General features: G+C 67.0%; 17 protein-coding genes. 13 read left to right on the top strand and 4 right to left on the bottom strand.

The genetic code is table 11. The features are described from left to right. Positions 1-22 precede the first annotated feature (22 nt). Positions 23-2311 carry an FdhF/YdeP family oxidoreductase gene (locus ASF00_RS10060; RefSeq protein WP_055878809.1) on the bottom strand — a complete coding sequence of 763 codons (2289 nt, stop codon included), beginning with the start codon at positions 2309-2311 and terminating at the stop codon, positions 23-25. A 125-nt stretch (positions 2312-2436) separates the two neighbouring features. Between ASF00_RS10060 and trxB the strand changes: the two genes are divergently transcribed. Then, the gene (gene trxB / locus ASF00_RS10055; protein WP_055878115.1) at positions 2437-3405 is read left to right on the top strand and encodes a thioredoxin-disulfide reductase; all 969 of its coding nucleotides are present in this window, start codon (positions 2437-2439) and stop codon (positions 3403-3405) included. A 59-nt stretch (positions 3406-3464) separates the two neighbouring features. Here trxB and ASF00_RS10050 read toward each other — a convergent pair whose 3' ends face one another. Genes ASF00_RS10050 through ASF00_RS10040 form a run of 3 tightly spaced genes read right to left on the bottom strand, consistent with a single transcriptional unit; the run spans position 3465 to position 5232 of the window. Continuing rightward, a complete protein-coding gene (locus ASF00_RS10050) occupies positions 3465-4271 on the bottom strand; it encodes a hydrolase 1, exosortase A system-associated (protein WP_055878113.1) in 807 nt (268 codons plus the stop codon). Next, on the bottom strand, positions 4268-4924 hold the full coding sequence (locus ASF00_RS10045; protein ID WP_055878111.1) for a hypothetical protein: 657 nt from the start codon (positions 4922-4924) through the stop codon (positions 4268-4270). The genes ASF00_RS10050 and ASF00_RS10045 overlap by 4 nt, the downstream gene beginning before the upstream one ends. Positions 4925-4953: 29 nt before the next feature. Then, the gene (locus ASF00_RS10040) at positions 4954-5232 is read right to left on the bottom strand and encodes an acyl carrier protein (protein ID WP_200910214.1); all 279 of its coding nucleotides are present in this window, start codon (positions 5230-5232) and stop codon (positions 4954-4956) included. 78 nt (positions 5233-5310) lie between these two features. Here ASF00_RS10040 and ASF00_RS10035 point away from each other — a divergent pair, with 78 nt between their 5' ends. From ASF00_RS10035 to ASF00_RS09980, 12 genes are all read left to right on the top strand, one after another. Next, positions 5311-6840: an acyl-CoA ligase (AMP-forming), exosortase A system-associated gene (locus ASF00_RS10035; RefSeq protein WP_200910527.1), complete on the top strand. Its 1530-nt coding sequence runs from the start codon at positions 5311-5313 to the stop codon at positions 6838-6840. Beyond that, a complete protein-coding gene (locus tag ASF00_RS10030; RefSeq protein WP_055878108.1) occupies positions 6837-8063 on the top strand; it encodes a pyridoxal-dependent decarboxylase, exosortase A system-associated in 1227 nt (408 codons plus the stop codon). The genes ASF00_RS10035 and ASF00_RS10030 overlap by 4 nt, the downstream gene beginning before the upstream one ends. A gap of 158 nt (positions 8064-8221) precedes the next feature. Continuing rightward, positions 8222-8866, top strand: coding sequence for an XrtA/PEP-CTERM system exopolysaccharide export protein (locus tag ASF00_RS10025; RefSeq protein WP_055878105.1), 645 nt, complete (start codon positions 8222-8224; stop codon positions 8864-8866). An 11-nt stretch (positions 8867-8877) separates the two neighbouring features. Further along, entirely contained in the window at positions 8878-10401 is a 1524-nt protein-coding gene (locus ASF00_RS10020) for an XrtA system polysaccharide chain length determinant (RefSeq protein WP_055878104.1), read from the top strand. 6 nt (positions 10402-10407) lie between these two features. Then, positions 10408-11424 carry an AAA family ATPase gene (locus ASF00_RS10015; protein WP_055878102.1) on the top strand — a complete coding sequence of 339 codons (1017 nt, stop codon included), beginning with the start codon at positions 10408-10410 and terminating at the stop codon, positions 11422-11424. After that, the gene (locus ASF00_RS10010) at positions 11421-13058 is read left to right on the top strand and encodes a hypothetical protein (protein ID WP_055878100.1); all 1638 of its coding nucleotides are present in this window, start codon (positions 11421-11423) and stop codon (positions 13056-13058) included. Before ASF00_RS10015 ends, ASF00_RS10010 begins: the two co-directional genes overlap by 4 nt. A gap of 13 nt (positions 13059-13071) precedes the next feature. Then, positions 13072-14142, top strand: coding sequence for an ExeA family protein (locus ASF00_RS10005; RefSeq protein WP_055878098.1), 1071 nt, complete (start codon positions 13072-13074; stop codon positions 14140-14142). Further along, positions 14129-14989, top strand: a complete 861-nt coding sequence (locus ASF00_RS10000; RefSeq protein WP_235525721.1) for an XrtA system polysaccharide deacetylase — start codon at positions 14129-14131, stop codon at positions 14987-14989. Before ASF00_RS10005 ends, ASF00_RS10000 begins: the two co-directional genes overlap by 14 nt. Next, on the top strand, positions 14986-16026 hold the full coding sequence (locus tag ASF00_RS09995) for a FemAB family XrtA/PEP-CTERM system-associated protein (RefSeq protein ID WP_055878096.1): 1041 nt from the start codon (positions 14986-14988) through the stop codon (positions 16024-16026). Before ASF00_RS10000 ends, ASF00_RS09995 begins: the two co-directional genes overlap by 4 nt. Continuing rightward, positions 16023-17219, top strand: a complete 1197-nt coding sequence (locus tag ASF00_RS09990) for a TIGR03087 family PEP-CTERM/XrtA system glycosyltransferase (protein ID WP_055878094.1) — start codon at positions 16023-16025, stop codon at positions 17217-17219. Before ASF00_RS09995 ends, ASF00_RS09990 begins: the two co-directional genes overlap by 4 nt. Further along, positions 17216-18691 (top strand): exosortase A, encoded by a 1476-nt coding sequence (gene xrtA / locus ASF00_RS09985; RefSeq protein ID WP_055878092.1) that lies wholly within the window; start codon positions 17216-17218, stop codon positions 18689-18691. The genes ASF00_RS09990 and xrtA overlap by 4 nt, the downstream gene beginning before the upstream one ends. Then, a complete protein-coding gene (locus ASF00_RS09980; protein ID WP_055878089.1) occupies positions 18692-20578 on the top strand; it encodes an XrtA/PEP-CTERM system amidotransferase in 1887 nt (628 codons plus the stop codon). Positions 20579-20580 lie beyond the last annotated feature (2 nt).

Raw genomic sequence — 20580 nt, 5'->3', positions numbered from 1 at the left:
ACGCCGAGGATGTGGCGGTTGCTCAGCGTGTCTTCTCGATCCGCACCGGCACCGATTTTGCCGCCGGAACATGGCTTTCGCGCGCGTGATGCGCGACCGGCATCAGCAGGTTGCACTCGGGGTAATAGGCACCAAGACACCCCTCGGGGATCGAATATTCGACCACGCGAAGCTTGTTCAGGCGGCGATCCGAATTGCCGCCTGCGTCGCCGACCAGATCGACGTCGTCACCATCGGTGATGCCCATCCGGATCATGTCGCTGCGGTTCATGAACACAATATCGCGCGTGCCCTTCACGCCGCGAAACCGGTCGTGATAGCCATAGACGGTCGTATTGAACTGGTCGTTCGACCGCAGCGTCATCAAGCGGAAACGGCCTTCCGCCTCTTCGAACCCGGTCACGTTCAACGCCTGCGGGATGTTGATCTCCGCCTTGCCACTCTCGGTCTTCCACTCGCGATGTGCCGCCGGCACGCCCTTCCAGAAGCCGCCGGGCGTGAACATCTGCGCGTTGAAGTCCTTGAACAGGTCCGGATACGTCACCTCGATCGCATCGCGAACGCGCGCATAGTCGCGCACCCACGCATCCCAATCGAGCTTCGGATTGGGCGCTAGCGTCGCCTTGGCGATCCCGGCAACGATCGCCGGCTCGGACAGCAGCGTTTCGGCAGCGGGTGTCGCCTTGCCCTTCGAGCCATAGATCTGGCTGAACGAATCCTCGATCGACACGCTTTGCGGGCCGGTGCCCTGCATGTCGGTCTCGATCCGGCCGAGGCAGGGGAGCAGGTACGACGTCTCGCCGGGCAGCAGGTGCGAGCGGTTGAGCTTGGTCGCGATATGGACGGTCAGGTCGAGCCCGCGCCATTTCGGCTCCATCCGCGCATGGTCGGGGATCGCGCGCACGAAATTGCCGCCGAGACCGACGAACGCCTGCGCGGTGCCGTCCAGGACCGCCTCGCACGCCTCGACCGTGTCCCAGCCCTTTTCGCGCGGCGGCTCGAAGCCATATTGCTCGGCCAGCAGGTCGAGCGGGGCGAGTTCGGGCTTTTCGGTGATACCGACGGTCCGCTGGCCCTGTACGTTCGAATGCCCGCGGACCGGGCCCATGCCCGCGCCGGGCTTGCCGATGTTGCCGCGCAGCAGCATCAGGTTGACGACCATATGGACGTTGTCGATCCCGCCGACATGCTGCGTCAGCCCCATGCCGTAGACCGCAATCACCGCCTTCGACTTGGCATAGACCTTCGCCGCCGCCTCGATCTCGGTGCGCGCCAGCCCGCTCTCATGCTCGATCGTCGCCCAATCGGTGCCGCGTGCGACATCGGCGAACGCCTCGAACCCGGTCGTGTGCTCGGCGAGAAACGCGTGGTCAAGCACGGGTAGGCCGTTGATCCGCTTAGCGTTGTCGTCGGCTTCGATCAGGTATTTGCACATCCCCATGATCGCCCCGACGTCGCCGCCGGTCTTCAGCTGGTGATATTGCGAGGCGATCGGCGTGGACTTGCCCGTCACCATCTCGATCGGATTCTGCGGATCCTGGAATTTCTCGAGCCCGCGCTCCTTGAGCGGATTGAACACGACGATCTCGACGCCCCTCTTGGCGCAGTCACGCAGCGGATGCAGGAACCGCGGGCTGTTCACGCCGGGGTTCTGCCCGAAATAGAAGATCGCGTCGCACTTCTCATAGTCCGACAGGTGGATCGTCCCCACCGCCGAGCCGATCGCCGACTTCAGCCCGACCGACGTCGTCTCGTGGCACATGTTCGAGCTGTCGGGCAGGTTCTGGCTGCCGTACATCCGGGCGAGCAGGCTATACATGTACGACGTCTCGAGGCTGGCGCGGCCCGAGGCGTAGAAGATGACCTTGGTCGGATCATAGGTCTTCAGCTTGGCACCGATCCCGGCAAACGCCTCGTCCCAGCTGCACGCGGCATATTTGTCCGTCGCCGCATCATATTTCAGCGGGTGCGTGAGGCGTCCGGCCTGTTCGAGATCATAATCCTTCCAGCCGATCAGCTCGCTGACGGTATGCTGTTCGAAGAAAGCGGGCGTGACGCGGAACGAGGTCAGCTCCCAGGCGGTCGCCTTGGCGCCATTCTCACAGAACTCGGCGACATGCGGATGCGCGGGCTTGCCCCAAGCGCAGCTGACGCACGCAAAGCCGTCGGGCTTGTTCTGGCGGGCGAGTTCGCGGATCACCTCGGGACCGACCTTCTCGCGGGCGGATATCTCCACCAGCGACTTCATCGATCCCCAGCCGCCTGCTGGTGCCGTGTAGTTCTCGATCTCTACGGTCCGGTCGTCGCTCATGGTCATCTCCGCTTTTATACCCGAACGAAGCGGCAAAGCTTTCGATGCAAGGCCAACAGATTTACCGACGGTTCAAATCCCGATGCCGATCGCCTAGATGGGGTTGGAATCTCCAAGGAATCACGATGACGACGCACACGACCCGCATGCTTATCCTCGGCTCGGGCCCGGCCGGCCTCTCCGCCGCGATCTATGGCGCGCGGGCCGGGATGGCGCCGATCGTGGTGCAGGGCATCCAGCCCGGCGGCCAGCTGACCACGACGACCGATGTCGAGAACTACCCCGGCTTCAAGGACGTCATCCAGGGCCCATGGCTTATGGAGCAGATGCAGGCACAGGCCGAGCATGTCGGCACGCGGATGATGTGGGACACGATCGTGCAGGTCGATCTCACCAGCCGCCCGTTCCGCCTGATCGGCGACAGCGGCGACGTGTATGAGGGCGACACGCTGGTGATCGCGACGGGCGCGCAGGCCAAATGGCTCGGCATCGACAGCGAGGAGCCGATGAAGGGCAAGGGCGTCAGCGCCTGCGCGACCTGCGACGGCTTCTTCTACCGCGGCAAGAAGGTCGCGGTCATCGGCGGCGGCAACACCGCGGTCGAGGAAGCGCTCTACCTCACCAACCACTCGCCCGACGTGACGCTAATCCACCGTCGCGATTCGCTCCGCGCGGAAAAGATCCTCCAGGAGCGGCTGTTCGCGCACAAGGGCGTGACGGTGCTGTGGAACAAGGAAGTCCGCGAATTCGTCGACGGCGGCGGCAATGCCGGGCTGGTCGCGCTCGAACTCGAGGACACGGTGACGGGCGAACGCTCGCGCCTCGCGGTCGATGGCGGGTTCGTCGCGATCGGCCACCACCCGGCGACCGAGCTGTTCCGCGGCCACCTCGAACTCGATTCGGACGGCTATATCGCGGTCGAGACCGGCTCGACGCGTACGAACGTCGAGGGCGTGTTCGCGTGCGGCGACGTCGCGGACAAGGTGTACCGCCAAGCGGTGACGGCGGCGGGGACGGGGTGCATGGCCGCGCTGGACGCCGAGCGCTTCCTCGCGGCCGCCGAATTTGCCGAAATGGCCGAAGCCGCGGAATAACACTGACCTCCACCGTCATCCTGACGAAAGTCAGGACCCAGGGTTCCAGGCGATAGCGCTTATGGCTCTGAATCCTGACCTTCGTCAGGATGACGCAAAGCAATGGCGGCAGCGAGGACGGCGTGGAGTGCCGCCGCGTTCTCTGTGCCCGCAAAGCTGTGGGACGCCGTGTCCAGCCGTGTCACGCTCGCCCCGCCGCGATACGCTGCAGCAAACGCGACCGCGGTCGCGTCCCCGCTTGCAAGAACGATCGCGACATCGTCCCGCCAGTCGTCCAACGCGGTGAGTACTTGGGTAGCGAGTGGCGCGAGTATCTCAGACTTCGCGGCAACCACCCGTCTCAAGCCATTGAAAAGCTTTGCCAGGCTAACCTGCCCTGTGACGGCCCGCCGCCACGTCGCAGGATCGCGCAACCGTTCGCCATAGCGCGCACGGATCGCCGCGGCGGGGGGCAGGTCGTCGACCGGCTCGATCACCCAGGGATTGGCGAGAATGATCTGATCGATCTCCGCCGATCGCCCGAACAGCGCAAGCGTGCTGGCCGCATCGCAATTGCCGAAGCCGACGATGCGCGTGACATGCGGTGCTGCGTTCCAGAATGCAGTGGCAGCCGAGACCAGGTCGGGCCGGGCGCTGAGGAATCCGCGATTATCACCCGTCGAATCGCCGACACCGCGACGGTCGTAGCGAAAGACCGGCGTGCCGGTGGCGGCAAGCCGCTGGGCGAGATCCGCCATCCCGCGATGCGCGCCGCTGCGGATCTCGTTGCCGCCGGACACGATGAGCAGCCCCGTCGTCCCGTCCGCCTCGTCCAGCGTGGCGGCGAGCGTCTCGCCCTCGCACGCGACCGCGACGAACCGCCTCATGCTGCGATCCAGTGCGCGATGTCGGCAGCAAGCTTCTCGGCGAGTTCGATATTGTTGTCCGGTTCGGCCCGGCGCCAGAGCGGCGCGCCGGGATAGGTCGCATCCGCCGCCCGCGGGTCCGTGTCGAGGCGTATGATCCGGCATCGCCCCTCGCCCCGCGGCATGGCTTCTCGCAACGCGGCGAGCTGTTCGGGGGACAGTCTATTGCTGGCATAGTCGCCTTCGGGTTTGCCAGCCGCGGCTCGCATGCGTTCGAGGTCGCGAACAAGGTCTTCGCCCGTCTGTGGCGACAGGTGCCAGCGCCCGGCCAGCGTCGCGTCGCCCTCAAGCAGCGCGCCGCTTCTTATCGAAGCCGCATAGGTATCAACGCCAAGCTGCTGTGCCAGCGCGAAATACGCCGCGCGTTGGTCGGAGAGCGTCGCGTCGGCCGTGGCAACCAGACTTTCGCCGGTGCCGGGAAGATCGGGGAGGACGCTGCCTATCCCGCGCCCGGCGAGCGCGCGCAGGATCGTGCAGGCGAACTGTCGCGTCCGGTTCGCTTCCTCGAACAGCGGCAGCGCGGCGAGGACGATCGGGCCGGCGTCGGGGCCGAACCGCAGCATCGCCTCGCGCCCACCCGCCCAGTCATAGTGATCGAAGCGGATACCCGTCATCCCGGCAGAGGCTAGACCCCCGACGCCGGCTAGACCAGCGCCTTGCTCGCGGCAAACGTCACCAGCGCGCCGAACGTCTCGAGCATCTCGCCGTCGATCTCGTCGTCCTCGATCAGGATGCCGAGCCGATCCTCGAGTTCGGTCAGCACGCTGGCCACCGCCATCGAATCGAGTTCGGGCAGCGCGCCGAACAGCGGCGTGTCGGGTGTGAACGCCGCGACTCGCTCGGCGCTGAGACCGAGGATGTCGGCAAGGACGGCGCGAACCGTCGTTTCAACCTGGGAAGTGCCTTCGAAGATCACGAGCATCGCCTGAACCGTTACGAACCGGGGGTGCGCTAGCGTGTGGGGGTGAATTCGGCAACGGCTTGGCGCTATGAGGGGCAGATGATCGCGCTCGACCCTACGCCATACCCTATCGACCATGTCGCGCTGCGCGGTGCTGCCGAGGCGGTGGCGCTGGTCGACAAGGCGGGGACGATGACCTTCGCCGGGCTCGAGGCCGGGGTCGCCACGCTGGCGGGCTGGCTGGCGGGCAGGGGGCTGGCAGCGGGCGACCGGGTCGCGACGTGGTTGCCCAAGACCCGCACGGCCTGCCTGATGCCGCTCGCGGTGGCGCGCGCCGGGCTGGTGCATGTGCCGATCAATTCGCTGCTCCGACGCGCGCAGGTCGCGCATATTCTCGACGATAGCGGTGCGCGGTTGCTGGTGACGCAGGCCGCGCGCGCTGGGACACTGGACGCGGGCGACGTTCCGGACGGCTGCACGATCGTCGACGAGGCGGATTGCCCCTTGGTTCCCGGGCCAAGCAGTATCGGGCCGTCCGATGCCGATCCCGCGAGCCTTGCCGCGATCCTCTACACATCCGGGTCCACCGGACGGCCGAAAGGGGTGATGCTCAGTCATGCGAACCTGTGGCTCGGCGCGGTTTCGGTCGCGCATTACCTCAAGCTTGCCCCCGCAGACCGGGTGCTCGCCGGGCTGCCGCTGTCATTCGATTACGGCCAGAACCAGCTATTCTCGACCTGGCTCGCGGGCGGGTCGGTGGCGCCGCTCGATTATCTGGTGGCCCGCGACGTCGTGAAGGCGGTCGAGCGCGTCGCGGCGACGACGCTGGCCGGTGTACCGCCGCTCTGGGTGCAGCTACTCGAAGCCGAGTGGCCCGCGGAGACTGCGGCGCGGCTGACGCGATTGACGAACTCCGGCGGCGCGCTGACGCCGCGGCTGGTGCGCGGGCTGCGCGACCGCTTTCCCGCGGCGGACGTGTACGCGATGTACGGGCTGACCGAGGCGTTCCGGTCGACCTATCTCGACCCCGCGATGATCGATGCGAAGCCCGATGCGATGGGGCGGGCGATCCCGTTTGCAGACATCGCGGTGGTCAAACCCGACGGGACGCGCGCCGCGCCGGGCGAGGCGGGCGAGCTGGTGCATGCGGGGCCGCTGGTCGCGCAAGGCTATTGGCGCGACGCCGAGCGGACGGCGCAGCGGTTTCGGCCGGCGCCGGACGGAGGCGGCATGGCGGTGTGGTCGGGCGATACCGTCGTCGAGGGAGAGGACGGGCTGTTGCGCTTCGTCGGTCGGGATGACGAGATGATCAAGAGCGCGGGGAACCGGATCAGTCCGCTCGAGGTCGAAGAGGCCGTGCTGGCGGGAAACGAGGCGCGCGAGGCGGTGGCAGTCGGCGTCGCCGATGCGCGCCTGGGGCAGGCGATCGTCGTGGTGCTGGCGGGGGATGCGAGCGGCGAGACGGCGTTGCGAGCGCGGCTGCGGACCGCGCTGCCGAGCTTCATGCAGCCGGGCCACTATCTTTGGCGGGAGGAATTGCCCCGCAATGCCAATGGGAAGCTGGACAGGTCTGCCATCGCGACCCAGGTGCGGCAATCTTCGCGGGGCAATGAGGAGCAAGGGCGATGAAACCTATGGGCGCTCTCCCTCCCGAATTCCTGCTGCAAAGTGGTGCTTTCAGGATCGGCGGCGAGACGGCGGACGACTGGGCCTCGCAGGCCGGCGACACGCCGCTGTTCGTCTACGACATGGCGATTGTCGCCGCCCGAATCGCCCGGTTCCGCGCGGCGATGCCGGCGATCGATCTTCATTATGCGATAAAGGCCAATCCGCACGCCGACCTGCTGACCGCGATCGCGCCGCTCGTCGACGGGCTCGACGTCGCCTCCTCGGGCGAACTCGCCAAGGCGCTGGTCGTCAAGCCGCCCGCGGCGATCAGCTTTGCTGGTCCCGGCAAGCGCGACGACGAACTCGGCGCCGCCATCACCGCCGGCGCCACGCTCAACGTCGAATCGGAAGGCGAGGCCGCACGGGCGTTCGCGATCGGCGATAGGCTCGGACTGACGCCGCGCATGGCGGTGCGCGTGAACCCCGATATCGAACTGCGCGGATCGGGAATGCGGATGGGCGGTCGCGCATCGCCGTTCGGCGTCGATGCGGTGCGGGCGGCTGCGCTGGTGACCGCGATCGTCGCTGCCGGGGCGGACTGGCGGGGCTTCCACATCTACGCGGGCAGCCAGGCGCTCGATCCCGGCGCGATCGTCGAAACGCAGGCCGCGACGATCGCGCTCGCCGCGCGGTTGGCGAACGAGGTCGGCGCGGCACCGCCGCTGGTCAATCTCGGCGGCGGCTTCGGCGTGCCCTATTTCGCAGGTGACGTAGCGCTCGACGTCGAACGAGTCGGCGACGCGCTGGCCCAAGCGCTCGCGTCGCGCCCGGCGATCCTGCGCGACACGCGGTTCGCGATCGAACTCGGTCGCTGGCTCGTCGCCGAAGCGGGCGTCTACCTCACCCGCGTCGTCGACATCAAGCAGAGCCAAGGCGAGACCTACGTCGTCGTCGACGGCGGGCTCAATCACCAGCTCGCCGCCAGCGGCAATTTCGGCACCGTCGTCCGCCGCAACTATCCGATCGCGGTCGCCGCGCGGATCGGGCAGGCCGCCACGGACACCGTCTCGGTCGTCGGCCCGTTATGCACGCCGCTCGACCGGCTCGGTGACAAGGTGGCGCTTCCCCCCGTCGCAGTCGGCGACCTGATCGCGATCTTCATGGCTGGCGCATATGGCGCCAGCGCCAGCCCGAGTGCGTTTCTTGGGCATCCACCGGCGATCGAGATCGTTACTCGGGGGTAGCCTGCCGGGCGATGTCCCAATTCGGGGCGATCACCGGTCGGGAGCATGGTTACGGGGCGCTCCTAACGCTATCTTCACCTGTTCCTTGCATAGCCGAGGCTGAGTTTAGCCGACCGCCGGGCAACCGACGGGCGGTGTGGCGCCAGGAGAAAGTGCCCATGCGTTCCGGATCGATTTCGAAATCCCTGCTGACCCTTGGCCTTACCGCCACCACGCTTGGCGCCTGCGCCAGCACGGGTGGGCGCCCCGAATTGCCGCCCGCGGCCTATGTCGCGAATCAGGAATTGCCAGGCGAGGAATATGTGATCGGCCCGCTCGATCAGCTCAACATCTTTGTCTGGCGCAATCCCGAATTGTCGGCGAAGGTCCAGGTCCGACCCGATGGCCGGATCACCACGCCTCTCATCAACGACATGCCCGCGGTCGGCAAAACCCCGGCGATCCTCGCTGACGACATGAAGAAGGCGCTGGGGGCGTATATCAAGGATCCGATCGTTTCGGTGATCGTCGAGAACTTCAGCGGCACCTACAGCCAGCAGGTCCGCATCGTCGGCGCGACCGAGAAGCCCGCGTCGATCCCGTATCGCGCCAACATGACGTTGCTGGATGCTATGATCGCGGTCGGTGGGCTCAATCAATATGCCGCGGGCAACAAGGCGCGCCTCGTCCGCTACGACCGCGCCACCGGAAAGCAGAGCGAGTTCGCGCTGCAGATCGGCAATCTGCTCAAGAAGGGCGATTCGTCGGCCAACGTCCGGCTTGAGCCGGGCGACGTGATCATCATCCCCGAATCGATGTTCTGAGGCACACCCAGATGAACGGGATCTACGACGAGGTGCGCATCGCACTCCACGCGATCTGGACGCGGCGCTGGCTGGCGCTTGGCGTTGCGTGGGGCGTATGCGTCCTCGGCTGGCTGGTCGTCTCGCAGATTCCGAGCCGCTACGAATCGACCGCGCGCGTGTTCGTGCAGATGCAGACGATCCTGCCGTCGGGTATGGACGGCGTGCCACAGAGCATTCCGATGAGCGTCGACACGATCCGCACCACGCTGATCACCGCGGTCAATCTGGAAAAGGTCGTGCGCGGCACCGATCTGGCGAACACCGTGGCCAGCGAGCGTGACGTCGCCGATCGCGTGGCGGGCCTGATGCCGAACATCACGATCGTGTCGCAGCAGGACAATGTCTTTCAGATCACGACGCGTGCCGCCAGCCCGAAGATCGCACGCCAGGTGACGCAGAAGCTGATCGACCTGTTCGTCGAACAGAATCTGGCCGGCGATCGTTCGAAAACGACCCAGAGCCTGACTTTTCTCGACCAGCAACTGGCGGCGCGGCAGAAGCAGCTTGCGGACGCCGAGGCCAAGCGTGCCGACTTCCAGAACCGCTATCTCGGCGCGTTGCCCGGCACCGGATCGGTCAGCGACCGGATCGGTGCGGCACGCTCGCAGATGGCGCAGGTCGACGGCGATCTGGCGGCGGCGCAGTCCAGCCTGTCCGCGGTGCAGGGTCAGATGGCGGGAACGCCTGCGACCGTGCCGGGTGCGGGCGGCGTCGCCGGTGCGGCAGGCCCTGCGCGCGCGCGTCTCCAGGCGATCCAGGGTCAGCTCGCCGACGCCCGGTCGCGCGGATATACCGAAAATCACCCGGACGTGGTGGCGCTCAAGAGCCAGCTCGCGGCGGCGACTGCGGCGGCACGCAGCGAACCCCTGTCGGGCGGCAGCGCCGGCGGCACTGCGCAGAACCCGCTTTACGCCTCGCTCCAGTCGATGGCGGCGGATCGCCAGGCGACGGTGGCGTCGCTGCGGATGCGGCGCAGCCAGTTGCAGGGTGATCTCGACCTGCTCAACTCGAAGCTGACCGGCGACCCCGAAGTCGCCGCGGAGCAGGGCTCGATCGATCGCGATTATCAGGTGCTCAAGGACCAGTATGACGCGCTGCTGCGCCAGCGCGAACAAACCGCCTTGGTCGGTCAGGCGCAATCGCAGAGCGATCATGTGAAGTTCAGCGTGGTCGATCCGCCGACGATGCCGAGCACACCGAGCGCGCCGAACCGAATGCTGCTATTGTCGGGTGTATTGATCGCGGGACTCGCCGGCGGGATCGGTGCGGCGTTCGCAATGGGGCAGTTGCGAACGACGTTCTCGACCAGCGCGCGGCTTGAAAAGGCGGCGGGGATGCCGGTGATCGGGTCGATCGGCGAAGTCGTGACGCGCGTCCAGTCGAACCAGCGGCGTCGCCAGTTCAAGGTGTTCCTGGGCGGCACTGCCGCGCTGGGCGCCGCCTATGTCCTGTTGCTGGGGGTCGAGATCCTTCAGCGCGGGCTGGCGGCTTAAGGGGGTATGACCGTGACGAAACCTGATCGCGAACCCTCGCTGCTCGAACGGGCCGCCAAGGTGTACGACTTCGGCGCGCACGCGCGGGCGCGCCATGCCGCGGTGCCCGACGCATCGATCGAGACGCCTGTGGTCGACGCGTCGCCGCCTGCTCCGACCGCCGATCCGGTCGTGCCGTTCGCACCAAGCTATTCCGACGCGACGTTCCTCGCGATCCCCGAAGAACTGCGCGCACCGGTCGGCGATGAATTGCCCGACGAGTTCTTTCTGCCGGAGGATAGCGGCGATACCGCGCGGATCGATCGCGGGATGCTTGCCGCCAACGGCATGATCGTCCCCGGCGCGCCGGTTGGGCCGCTCGCCGAGGAATTCCGCCTGATCAAGCGGCAGCTGCTGATCGCCAGCGCACGGATCGCCGAGAGCGACAGCGCCGACAAGGCGCGGATGATCCTGATCTGCTCGGCGCGGCCGGAGGACGGCAAGACGTTCTGCGCGGTCAATCTGGCGCTGTCGATCGCGGCCGAACGCGACACCGAAGTCCTGCTCGTCGACGCCGATGTCGCCAAGCCCGATATCGTCCGCCAGCTCGGTCTTACCGACAGTCCCGGTCTGCTCGACGCGCTCGGCGACGTGCGGATCGACGTCGAGGATCTCGTGATCCATACCGACGTGCCGCATCTGTCGATCCTGCCTGCCGGCACCAAGACCGCGATGGATACCGAACTGCTTGCCAGCGCACGGACCAAGGCGGTGATCGCGCGGCTGCTTGCCGCCAATCCGCGCCGCATCATCGTCATCGATTCGCCGCCCGCGCTCGCGGCGTCGGCGGCGTCGGTGCTGGCGATGCGTGTCGGGCAGGTGATGCTGGTGGTCCGTGCCGATCGCACGCCCGAAAGCGAACTGCGCGCCGCGGTGAATCTTCTCGACGGATGCGAGCACATCCAGCTCGTGTTGAACGCGGTGTCGTTCATCCAGGGTGGTGCGCGGTTCGGCAGCTATTACGGCCAGGGGAGCCCCCAATGACACGCCACGCGATCCGTAGCCTCGCATTGGCCGGCGGTGCAGTGACACTCGCTGCGCTGATCGCGGTACCTGCAGCCGCGCAGGCCACGCGCCGCGTCACGATCTCGCCCTATGTCGAGGCGAGCCAGATCCTGTCCGCGGACCTCGACGGTGGCGATGTGCTGACCTATACCAGCCTCGCTGCAGGGGTTGACGCGGCGATCGCGACGCCGCGCGTCTCGGGTCAGCTGAGCTATCGCTACGAGCGGCGGTTCGCCTGGGATGATGATATCGGCGACAGCGACATCCATTCGGGCCTCGCGCGCGTCAATGCCAAGGTGAGCAACGCGCTGACGCTGGAGGCCGGCGGCATTGCCACACGGACGCGCTCGGATATCCGCGGGGCCGCGCCGGGACTGCTGGTCGGCAATGTCGACAACGTCGCACAGCTTTATTCGGTCTATGGCGGACCCAGCCTCGCCACGACGGCCGGCCCGGTGGCGTTCAACGCCAATTACCGCCTCGGCTATACCAAGGTCGAGACACCGACCTTCGCCGATCCGCGCGCCGGCGGGCGGCGGCTCGATTATTACGACGATTCGATCGGCCACACCGCCACCGCCAGCGCATCGGTCGCGCCCGGCAGCGTCGCGCCGTTCGGCATGACGCTCAGCGGCGCATATGACCGCGAGACCGCGAGCCAGCTCAAGCAGCGCTATGAGGGCTATTTCGGTCGTGGCGACGTGCTGCAACCGGTCTCGCCCTATGTCGCGCTGACCGCGGGCGTGGGCTACGAGACGATCGAGACCAGCCAGAAGGATCCGTTGGTCGATGCGACCGGTGCGCCGGTGGTGGACCGGCGCGGCCGCTTCGTCACCGACGCGGCGTCGCCACGACGCATCGCTTATCGCACCGACGGACTCTATTACGATGCCGGCGTGATCTGGCGTCCCAACCGTCGCACCTCGGTCGAGGGCCATGTCGGCAAGCGCTATGGCTCGCTCAGCGTGACCGGGGCCGCAACCTATCAGGCATCGCAATCGGTCGGCATGTCGGTCGTCGTCTATGACGGCATCCAGACCTTCGGTCGTCAGCTTCGCACGGGGCTCGCCAACCTGCCCACCAGCTTCGTGTCGGGTCAGCAGCAGGGCCTCGACCCGCAGTTCAACGGCTGCGTGTTCGGGACCAGCGGTGCGCAACCCGGCGCCTGTCTGAACGACGTGTTCCAGTCGATCTCGACCTCCAGTTACCGCGCGCGCGGGATCAACGGCGTGATCGTCGCGACCCGTGGTCGCTCGACCTGGGGGGCGGGGGCAGGCTATGTCAATCGCAAGCTCTTCGCGCCGCAAAACGCGCCGGGGATCGCGGTCGACGGGCTCGACGACGAGAGCTATTTCGGTCAGCTCTTCTACACGCGATCGCTGACCAGGGTTTCGGGCGTCAACGCCGATCTGTTCGTTAACTACTATGACAGCGGCGTCGAGGATATCACCGGCGACACCAGCGTTTGGTCCTATGGTGGTTCCGGCACCTATTACCACAATTTCGGACGGCTCGGGACGACCGCGTCGGCCGGGCTTTACAGCTTCAAGGTCGGTGACCTCGACAGCGTCTGGTCGGCGCAGGCGCTGATCGGTGCGCGGTACCAGTTCTGAAGGCGAGTAGCAGATGTACGACGAACATTACGGACTGACGGGTCGGCCCTTCCAGCTTACCCCCGATCCCAAATTCTGGTTCGAGACCGCCACCCACCGCAAGGCGATGGCGTATCTCGGCTATGGCCTGGCGCAGGGCGAGGGCTTTATCGTCATCACCGGCGATATCGGCGCGGGCAAGACCACGCTCGTCGGTCATCTGATGGACACGATCGATCATCAGCGGCTGAACGCCATCAAGCTGGTGTCGACCGCGATCGAGGCGGACGACCTGCTGCGGATCGTCGCTACCGAATTGAAGGTCGATCCCGCGGGGTTGACCAAGGCCGAGCTGCTGACCGCGATCGAGCGCGGGCTGCACGCCGTCGCGCGCACCGGCAAGCGCACGCTGCTGATCGTCGACGAGGCGCAGGCCTTGCCAGTCTCCGCGCTCGAAGAACTGCGGATGCTGTCGAATTTCCAGGCGGGCGGGCATGCGCTGTTGCAGATCGTCCTGCTCGGCCAGCCCGAATTCCGCGACCGGCTGCACGGTTCGGAGCGGCTCGAACAGCTCCGTCAGCGCGTGATCGCGATCCATCATCTCGATCCGATGGAGGCGAGCGAGGTTTCGGACTATCTCGCGCATCGCCTGTCGGTCGTCGGCTGGAACGGCAATCCCGACTTTGCCGACGATGCCTTCGCCGCATTTTACGCGGGATCGGCGGGCGTGCCGCGCCGCCTCAATCTGCTGGCAGGTCGCGTGATGCTCCATGCCGCGATCGAGGATCTGACGGTCATCGACGCGGCGGTGGTGCGCTCGGTGCAGCGCGATCTCGAAGGCGATCTGCCGACGCTTGCGACGGATACGGGGAAGGGGGCCGCGGCGCCGGCCGATCCGGTCGTGCACGCGGCGCCGGTTGCGGCGGCGCCGTCCACCGATCCGGTGATCGAAGACCGCATTGCGGCGCTCGAGGCGCGGGTCGAGTTGCAGGACAAGGCCTTGCGGCGCGTCCTGACGCTGCTGGTCGACTGGGTCGAAAGCGATACCGACAAGCCCGACTACGCGCCGATCCGGGGCGTGGCGGCTTGGCATGATGCTGCCTGACATGGCCGTTCTCAATGGCATGTCCGTGGACGTCGAGGATTGGTTTCAGGTCGGTGCATTCGAGACGGTGATCGACAAGGCCGACTGGGACTCGCTGATGCCGCGGGTCGAGACGAATACCGATGCCGTCCTCGCGCTGTTCGCCGAAAGTGAGACGAAGGCAACGTTCTTCACGCTTGGCTGGGTCGCGCACCGGTATCCCGCGCTGATCCGCCGCGTTGTCGACGCAGGCCATGAGATCGCCAGCCACGGCTGGGATCATCAACGCGTCTTCACGATGACGCCGGACGTTTTCCGCGCCGACCTCGCACGGGCGCGCACCGCGATCGAGGATGCCGCCGGAACGCAGGTCACTGGCTACCGCGCGCCGAGCTTCTCGATCGACCAGCGCACGCCGTGGGCGCACATCGAATTGGCGGAGGCGGGATACACCTATTCCTCCAGCGTCGCGCCGGTGAAGCACGATCATTACGGCTGGCTCGACGCCCCGCGCTACGGCTTCAGGCCGCTCGCCGACAGCGCGTTGATCGAAGTTCCCGTGACGGTCGCCAAGTTCGGCGCGCGCAAGCTTGCCACCGGCGGCGGCTTCTTTCGCCTGCTTCCCGCGGCGATCACCGATTTAGCGGTGCGTCAGGTCAATCGTGACGATCGCCCGGCGATGTTCTATTTCCACCCTTGGGAGATCGACGCAGCGCAACCCCGTGTCGACCAGGCGCCGCTGCGGTCGAAGATCCGCCATTACGCCCGCCTCGGCGCGATGGCCGGCAAGCTGCGTGGCTTGCTCGCCCGTCATGACTGGGGCCGTGTCGACGCCGTCGTGGCGCGCGAAGCGGCCCGGCTGGCGTGACTGCGCCCATGCCCGCCGGCGTGCGCGAGGTAGATCTTCGCGATCCGGCCGAATGCGCGCGTATCGCCGCGTTCGTCGAAACGACGGAGGGTGCCACCCCGTTTCATCTTCCTGCGTGGAGCCGTGCCGTGCAGGAGGGCTGCGGCCAGCGCGCGCGCTATCTGCTGTCCGAAGATGCCCGTGGTGCCATCGTCGGCGTGCTGCCGCTGACCGAAATGCGCTCGCCGCTGTTCGGGCGTGCGCTGGTATCGACCGGATTCGGCGTCGATGGCGGCATTTTGGGCACGGCGATCGAACCGCTCGCGGCGGCGGCGTGGAACCTTGCGCAGCTGACCGGGTGCCCCTCGGTCGAACTGCGTGGCGGCCCGGCACCCGATGGGTGGGCTCGCGACGACACCAGCTATCTGGGTTTCGCCCGCGATCTGGCGGTCGACGATGATGCTGAGCTGTTGGCGATCCCCCGCAAGCAGCGCGCCGAAGTTCGGCGGGCGCTTGGCTTCGACCTGGAGATCGTCACCGGCAACGACCGCAAGCTGCTCGCCGAACATTACCGGGTCTATGCGGAGTCGGTCCGGAACCTCGGTACGCCGGTGTTTCCGTCCAAGCTGTTTCGCAGCGTTGCGAGCGTGATGGATGCCGATCTTCTCACCGTCCGGCATGAGGGTAGGGCCGTCGCGAGCGTCCTCAGCCTGTATTTCAACGGGACCGTCTATCCCTATTGGGGCGGCGGCACCGGCGCCGCGCGCGGGCTGCGCGCCAATGACCGGATGTATTTCGCGCTGATGGCACATGCGCGCGCAAAGGGATGTACGCGGTTCGACTTCGGTCGATCGAAGACGGGGACGGGTGCGGCGGCGTTCAAGAAGAACTGGGGCTTCGTCCCCGAACCACGGCTCTACGCTAAGCGCAGCGCCGGGCCGGCGCGCGAGGTGAACCCGCTCAACCCCAAATATGCGCTGATGGTCCGGACGTGGAAGCGGCTCCCGCTCTGGGCGGCAACCGCGGCGGGACCCTGGATCTCCCGAGGCTTGGGGTGAGCCTGCTCTTTCTCGCGCACCGGGTGCCTTTTCCGCCCGATCGAGGCGATAAGATTCGTAGCTTCCACATTCTCCAGTATCTGGCGCAACGTACGCCCGTGCATCTGATTGCCTTTGCCGACGATGCGGCGGATCTCGATCCGCCGGCGGTGTTCACCGAGCGTCTCGCGAGTTGCACGGTCGTGCCGCGGACGAAGTCGCAGATGCGCGCCGCGGCCGAGGCGCTCGGTACCGGGAAACCGGTATCGCTGGCAGCCTTCGCCAGTCCGGCAATGCGCGCAGCGGTCGACAAAGTGCTGCCCGAAGTCTCCGGAATCTACTGTTTCTCGGGCCAGATGGCGCAGTATCTGCCGTTCGGCGGGCCGCCGTTCGTCATGGATTTCGTCGACGTCGACTCCGCCAAGTTCGCGGGTTTCGCGGAGGATATGCACGGCCCGATGCGCTGGATGATGCGCCGCGAAGCCCGGCTGCTCGGCGCGTTCGAACGCAAGGTGGCGGCTCACGCGTCGGCGAGTCTGTTCGTCAGCGAGATGGAGGCCGCGCTGTTCCGTGCAGGGGGCGCGGCGGGCCGGGTGCTGGCGCTCGAAAACGGTATCGATTCGGTCAGGTTCGACCCAGCGCTACAGTACGCCCCCCGCGATACCATGTTCCCCAACGCCGGGGGGGAGCGCGACGATGTCCCGCTGATCGTCTTCACCGGCCAGATGGACTATCGGCCCAACATCGACGCGGTGACGTGGTTCGTGCGCCGCATCCTGCCGTTGCTCCACCAACGCCACCCCGCGCATTTCGCGATCGTCGGCCGTGCACCGACCGCCGCGGTTCTGGCGCTTGCGGGGGACGACGTCACCGTTACCGGCGCGGTCGACGACGTGCGGGGCTGGCTCGCATCTGCCGCGGTCTGCGTCGCACCGCTAAAGCTCGCGCGCGGCATCCAGAACAAGGTGCTCGAAGCGATGGCGATGGCGCGGCCGGTCGTCGCCTCTGTCGCTGCTGCCGAGGGGATCGATCACGGCGACACGATCCGCGTCGCCGATACCGCACAGGATTTTGCCGACCGGATTGCCACGCTGATCGAATCGCCCGACGCCGCCGCGCTGATCGGCCACGCCGCCCGCGCGCACGTCATTCGTCGTTATGGCTGGGATGCCCGGCTAGCTCCGCTCGACGCGCTGCTCGGACTCGCGCCGTGACCGCTTGGCGCCGCCACGGCCTCGCGTTCGTGCTGTCGGCGGCGCTGATCTTGCTTACGTTCCGCGGCGACGTGGCCGATCTCGCACGCATCTGGTGGACCAGCACGACGTTCGGCCATTGCCTCTTTATCGGCCCGGTCATCGCTTGGCTCGTCTGGCAGCGCCGGGCCGAGCTCGCCCAACTCACGCCGACGGGATGGTGGCCCGGGCTAGCCCTGGTCGCGATCGGAGGCTTTGGCTGGCTGATGGGTGACGCCGCCTCGGTCGGTTTCGCGCGGCAGTTGGGCCTCGTGATGATGCTGCAGGGCACGGTCGTGACGATCTTCGGCCCCAGCGTCACGCGTGGCCTCCTGTTCCCGCTCTGCTACGCCGTGTTTCTCGTTCCGTTCGGCGAAGGACTGGAGCCGCCGTTGCAGGCGGTGACGGTCGCGATCGTCATGCCGTTGCTCCACCTCGTCGGCGTGCCCGCGGTGGTCGACGGCGTGCTGATTCACGCCGGTCGCTATTATTTCGAGGTCGCCGAAGCCTGCTCGGGCGCCAAGTTCGTCATCGCGATGGTCGCGTTCGGCGTGCTCGTTGCCAATCTGTGCTTCGTCTCGATCCGACGCCGCGCGATCTTTCTCGCCGTGTCGGTGGTCGTGCCGGTCATCGCCAACGGGTTTCGCGCGTTCGGCACGATCTGGGCAGCGGACCTGACCTCGGTCGAGGCGGCCACCGGCCTTGACCACATCATCTATGGCTGGGTCTTTTTCGGGCTGGTGATGGCTGGCGTACTTGCGATCGGCTGGCGCTGGTTTGACCGCAGCCCCGACGATCCCGCCTTCGATCCGGGCAAGCTCCAGACGCCGCCGCGCCATCGCACCGATCTCGGTATTGCCACCGCGCTGGTGCTCGCGACGGTCGCACTGTTTCCCGCTTGGAGCGCGGTCGTATCGGGCCGCGCGCAAGTGCTGCCTCCGCATATCACGCTGCCCGACATACCCGGCTGGCACCGCGTCCCCGTCAGCACGCGGGCGCCCTGGACTCCCTATTACCCCGGTGCCGATCACTATCTGTTCGGTCGCTATGCCGATGCATCGGGCGCGACCGTCGACATGAGCATCGCGGTCTTCGCCAGCCAGCATGAAGGCAAGGAGCTGATCGCGTTCGGTACGGGCGTGCTCCGGCAAGAGGACCGCTGGGTCCGCGTCGCCGATCTTCCCGCGATCGCCGACGGAACGACGATGCGGATCACCGCGCCCGGCCCCGTGGAGCGGATCGTCGCGACGTGGTACCGGGTGGGCGACGTAACGACGAGTGACGAGACGCTGGTGAAGATCGAGACGATGAAGACGCGGCTGCTCGGCGGCCCGCAGCGCGCGGTGGCGATCCATCTGTCGACGGAGGGCGCGGATCCGCAGCCGATCGGGCGCTTTCTCGGCGCGCTCGGCCCGCTCGACACCGTCGCCGATCATGCCGCGGGAATGCGCTAGATGTGCGGCATCGCCGGGATTTTCCATCCGGGCACGCCCAAGCCGGTCGAGCCCAACCGCGTCCTCGCGATGATCGCCGCACAGGCGCATCGCGGTCCCGACGGTGACGGCATCTGGACCGCACCCGGCGTCGGGCTGGGCCATCGCCGGCTGTCGATCATCGACCTCGAAGGCTCGCCGCAGCCGATGTCCGACGGCGATCTGACGATCACCTATAATGGCGAAGTCTATAATTTTGCCGAGCTGCGCACCGAATTGACCGCGAAGGGCGCACGCTTCCGGACCGAGGGCGATACCGAAGTCCTGCTCCACGCCTGGCGCGCCTGGGGGGCGTCGATGCTCGACCGGCTGAACGGCATGTTCGCTTTCGCGATCCACGACTCGGCGGCGCACACGCTGTTTCTCGCGCGCGATCGGATGGGCGTGAAGCCACTCCATTATGTCGAACTGGCGGACGGGTCGCTTGCCTTCGCATCCGAGCTCAAGGGGCTGCTCGCGCACCCTCAACTCCGCCGCGTGCCCGACCTGCGCGCCGTCGAGGATTATCTGGCCTTTGGCTATGTTCCTGACGACGCGTGTCTTGTCGCGGGCGTGAAGAAGCTCGCCGCCGGCCATTTCCTCCTGATCGAGCGCGGCCGCCCCGTCCCGCAGCCACGCCAATGGTGGGACCTTGATTTCTCCAGCCGGGCGACCGGGTCGGCCAAGGCGTTGGGCGAGGAACTGGTCGACCGAATGCGCGCCGCCATACGCTCGCGCATGATTGCGGATGTGCCGCTGGGTGCCTTTCTGTCGGGTGGCGTCGACAGCTCGGCGGTCGTCGCGCTGATGGCGGAGGCGAGCCCCCGGGCCGTCCGTACCTGCACGATCGGGTTTGATGAGGCGGGGCACGACGAGCGCGGCTATGCCGCCACCGTCGCGCGGCGGTTCGCGACCGATCACCGCGAACGCGTTGTCCAGTCGGGCGATTTCGGCCTGATCGACACGCTGGTCGCCAGTTTCGACGAACCGTTCGCCGATGCCTCGGCGCTCGCGACGTATCAGGTCTGCGCACTGGCCCGCGAAAGCGTTACGGTCGCCTTGTCGGGCGACGGCGCGGACGAAGCGCTCGCCGGCTATCGTCGCTACAAGTTCCAGGCTGCGGAAGAGCGCGTTCGCGGATTGCTGCCCGAGGCTCTGCGGCAGGACGTGTTCGGCACCCTGGGCCGCTGGTACCCGAAGGCCGATTGGGCACCACGCCCGCTGCGTGCGAAATCGACGCTGCTCGCGCTCGCGAGGGGCGGCGGCGAAGCATATGCACGCGCGGTCGGCGTCACCACGCCCGAACTGCGCGCCCAACTTTTCAGCCCGAGCGCGCGCACCGTCCTGCAAGGGTATCGCGCCGAGGATCGCTACGTCGCGACGATGGCCGATGCCCCCGCCCGCGACGCGATCGACCGCGCGCAATATGCCGACATCAAGCATTGGCTGCCGGGCGATATCCTCACCAAGGTCGATCGCACCAGCATGGCCGTCGGGCTCGAGGCGCGCGAGCCTCTGCTGGACCACCGCCTCGTCGAATTCTGTGCCACGCTGCCGGCGACGATGCGGCTGCGCCACGGCGAGGGCAAATGGCTGATGAAGCGGGCGCTGGAACCCTATCTGCCGCGCGAGATCCTCTATCGGCAAAAGATGGGCTTCGTGACTCCAATCGGCGCGTGGTTCCGCGACCATCTGGCAGGAGAGGCGCGCGCACTGGCGAAATCGCGCACCCTCGGCGAGACGGGATGGTTCGACATGGCGACTCTCGCGCGTATCGCCGACGAGCACCGAATGGGTCGCGCCGAGCACGGCCGTACGCTCTGGCAATTCGTGATGCTGGACCGTTCGATGAAGCGGATGTTCGGCTAGGC

It is taken from the genome of Sphingomonas sp. Leaf34, from assembly GCF_001421805.1.
In the GTDB taxonomy this organism is placed as follows: Bacteria; Pseudomonadota; Alphaproteobacteria; order Sphingomonadales; family Sphingomonadaceae; genus Sphingomonas.
Note: the sequence above shows the minus strand (reverse complement) of the source record. Positions and strands in the feature narration are given on the sequence as shown.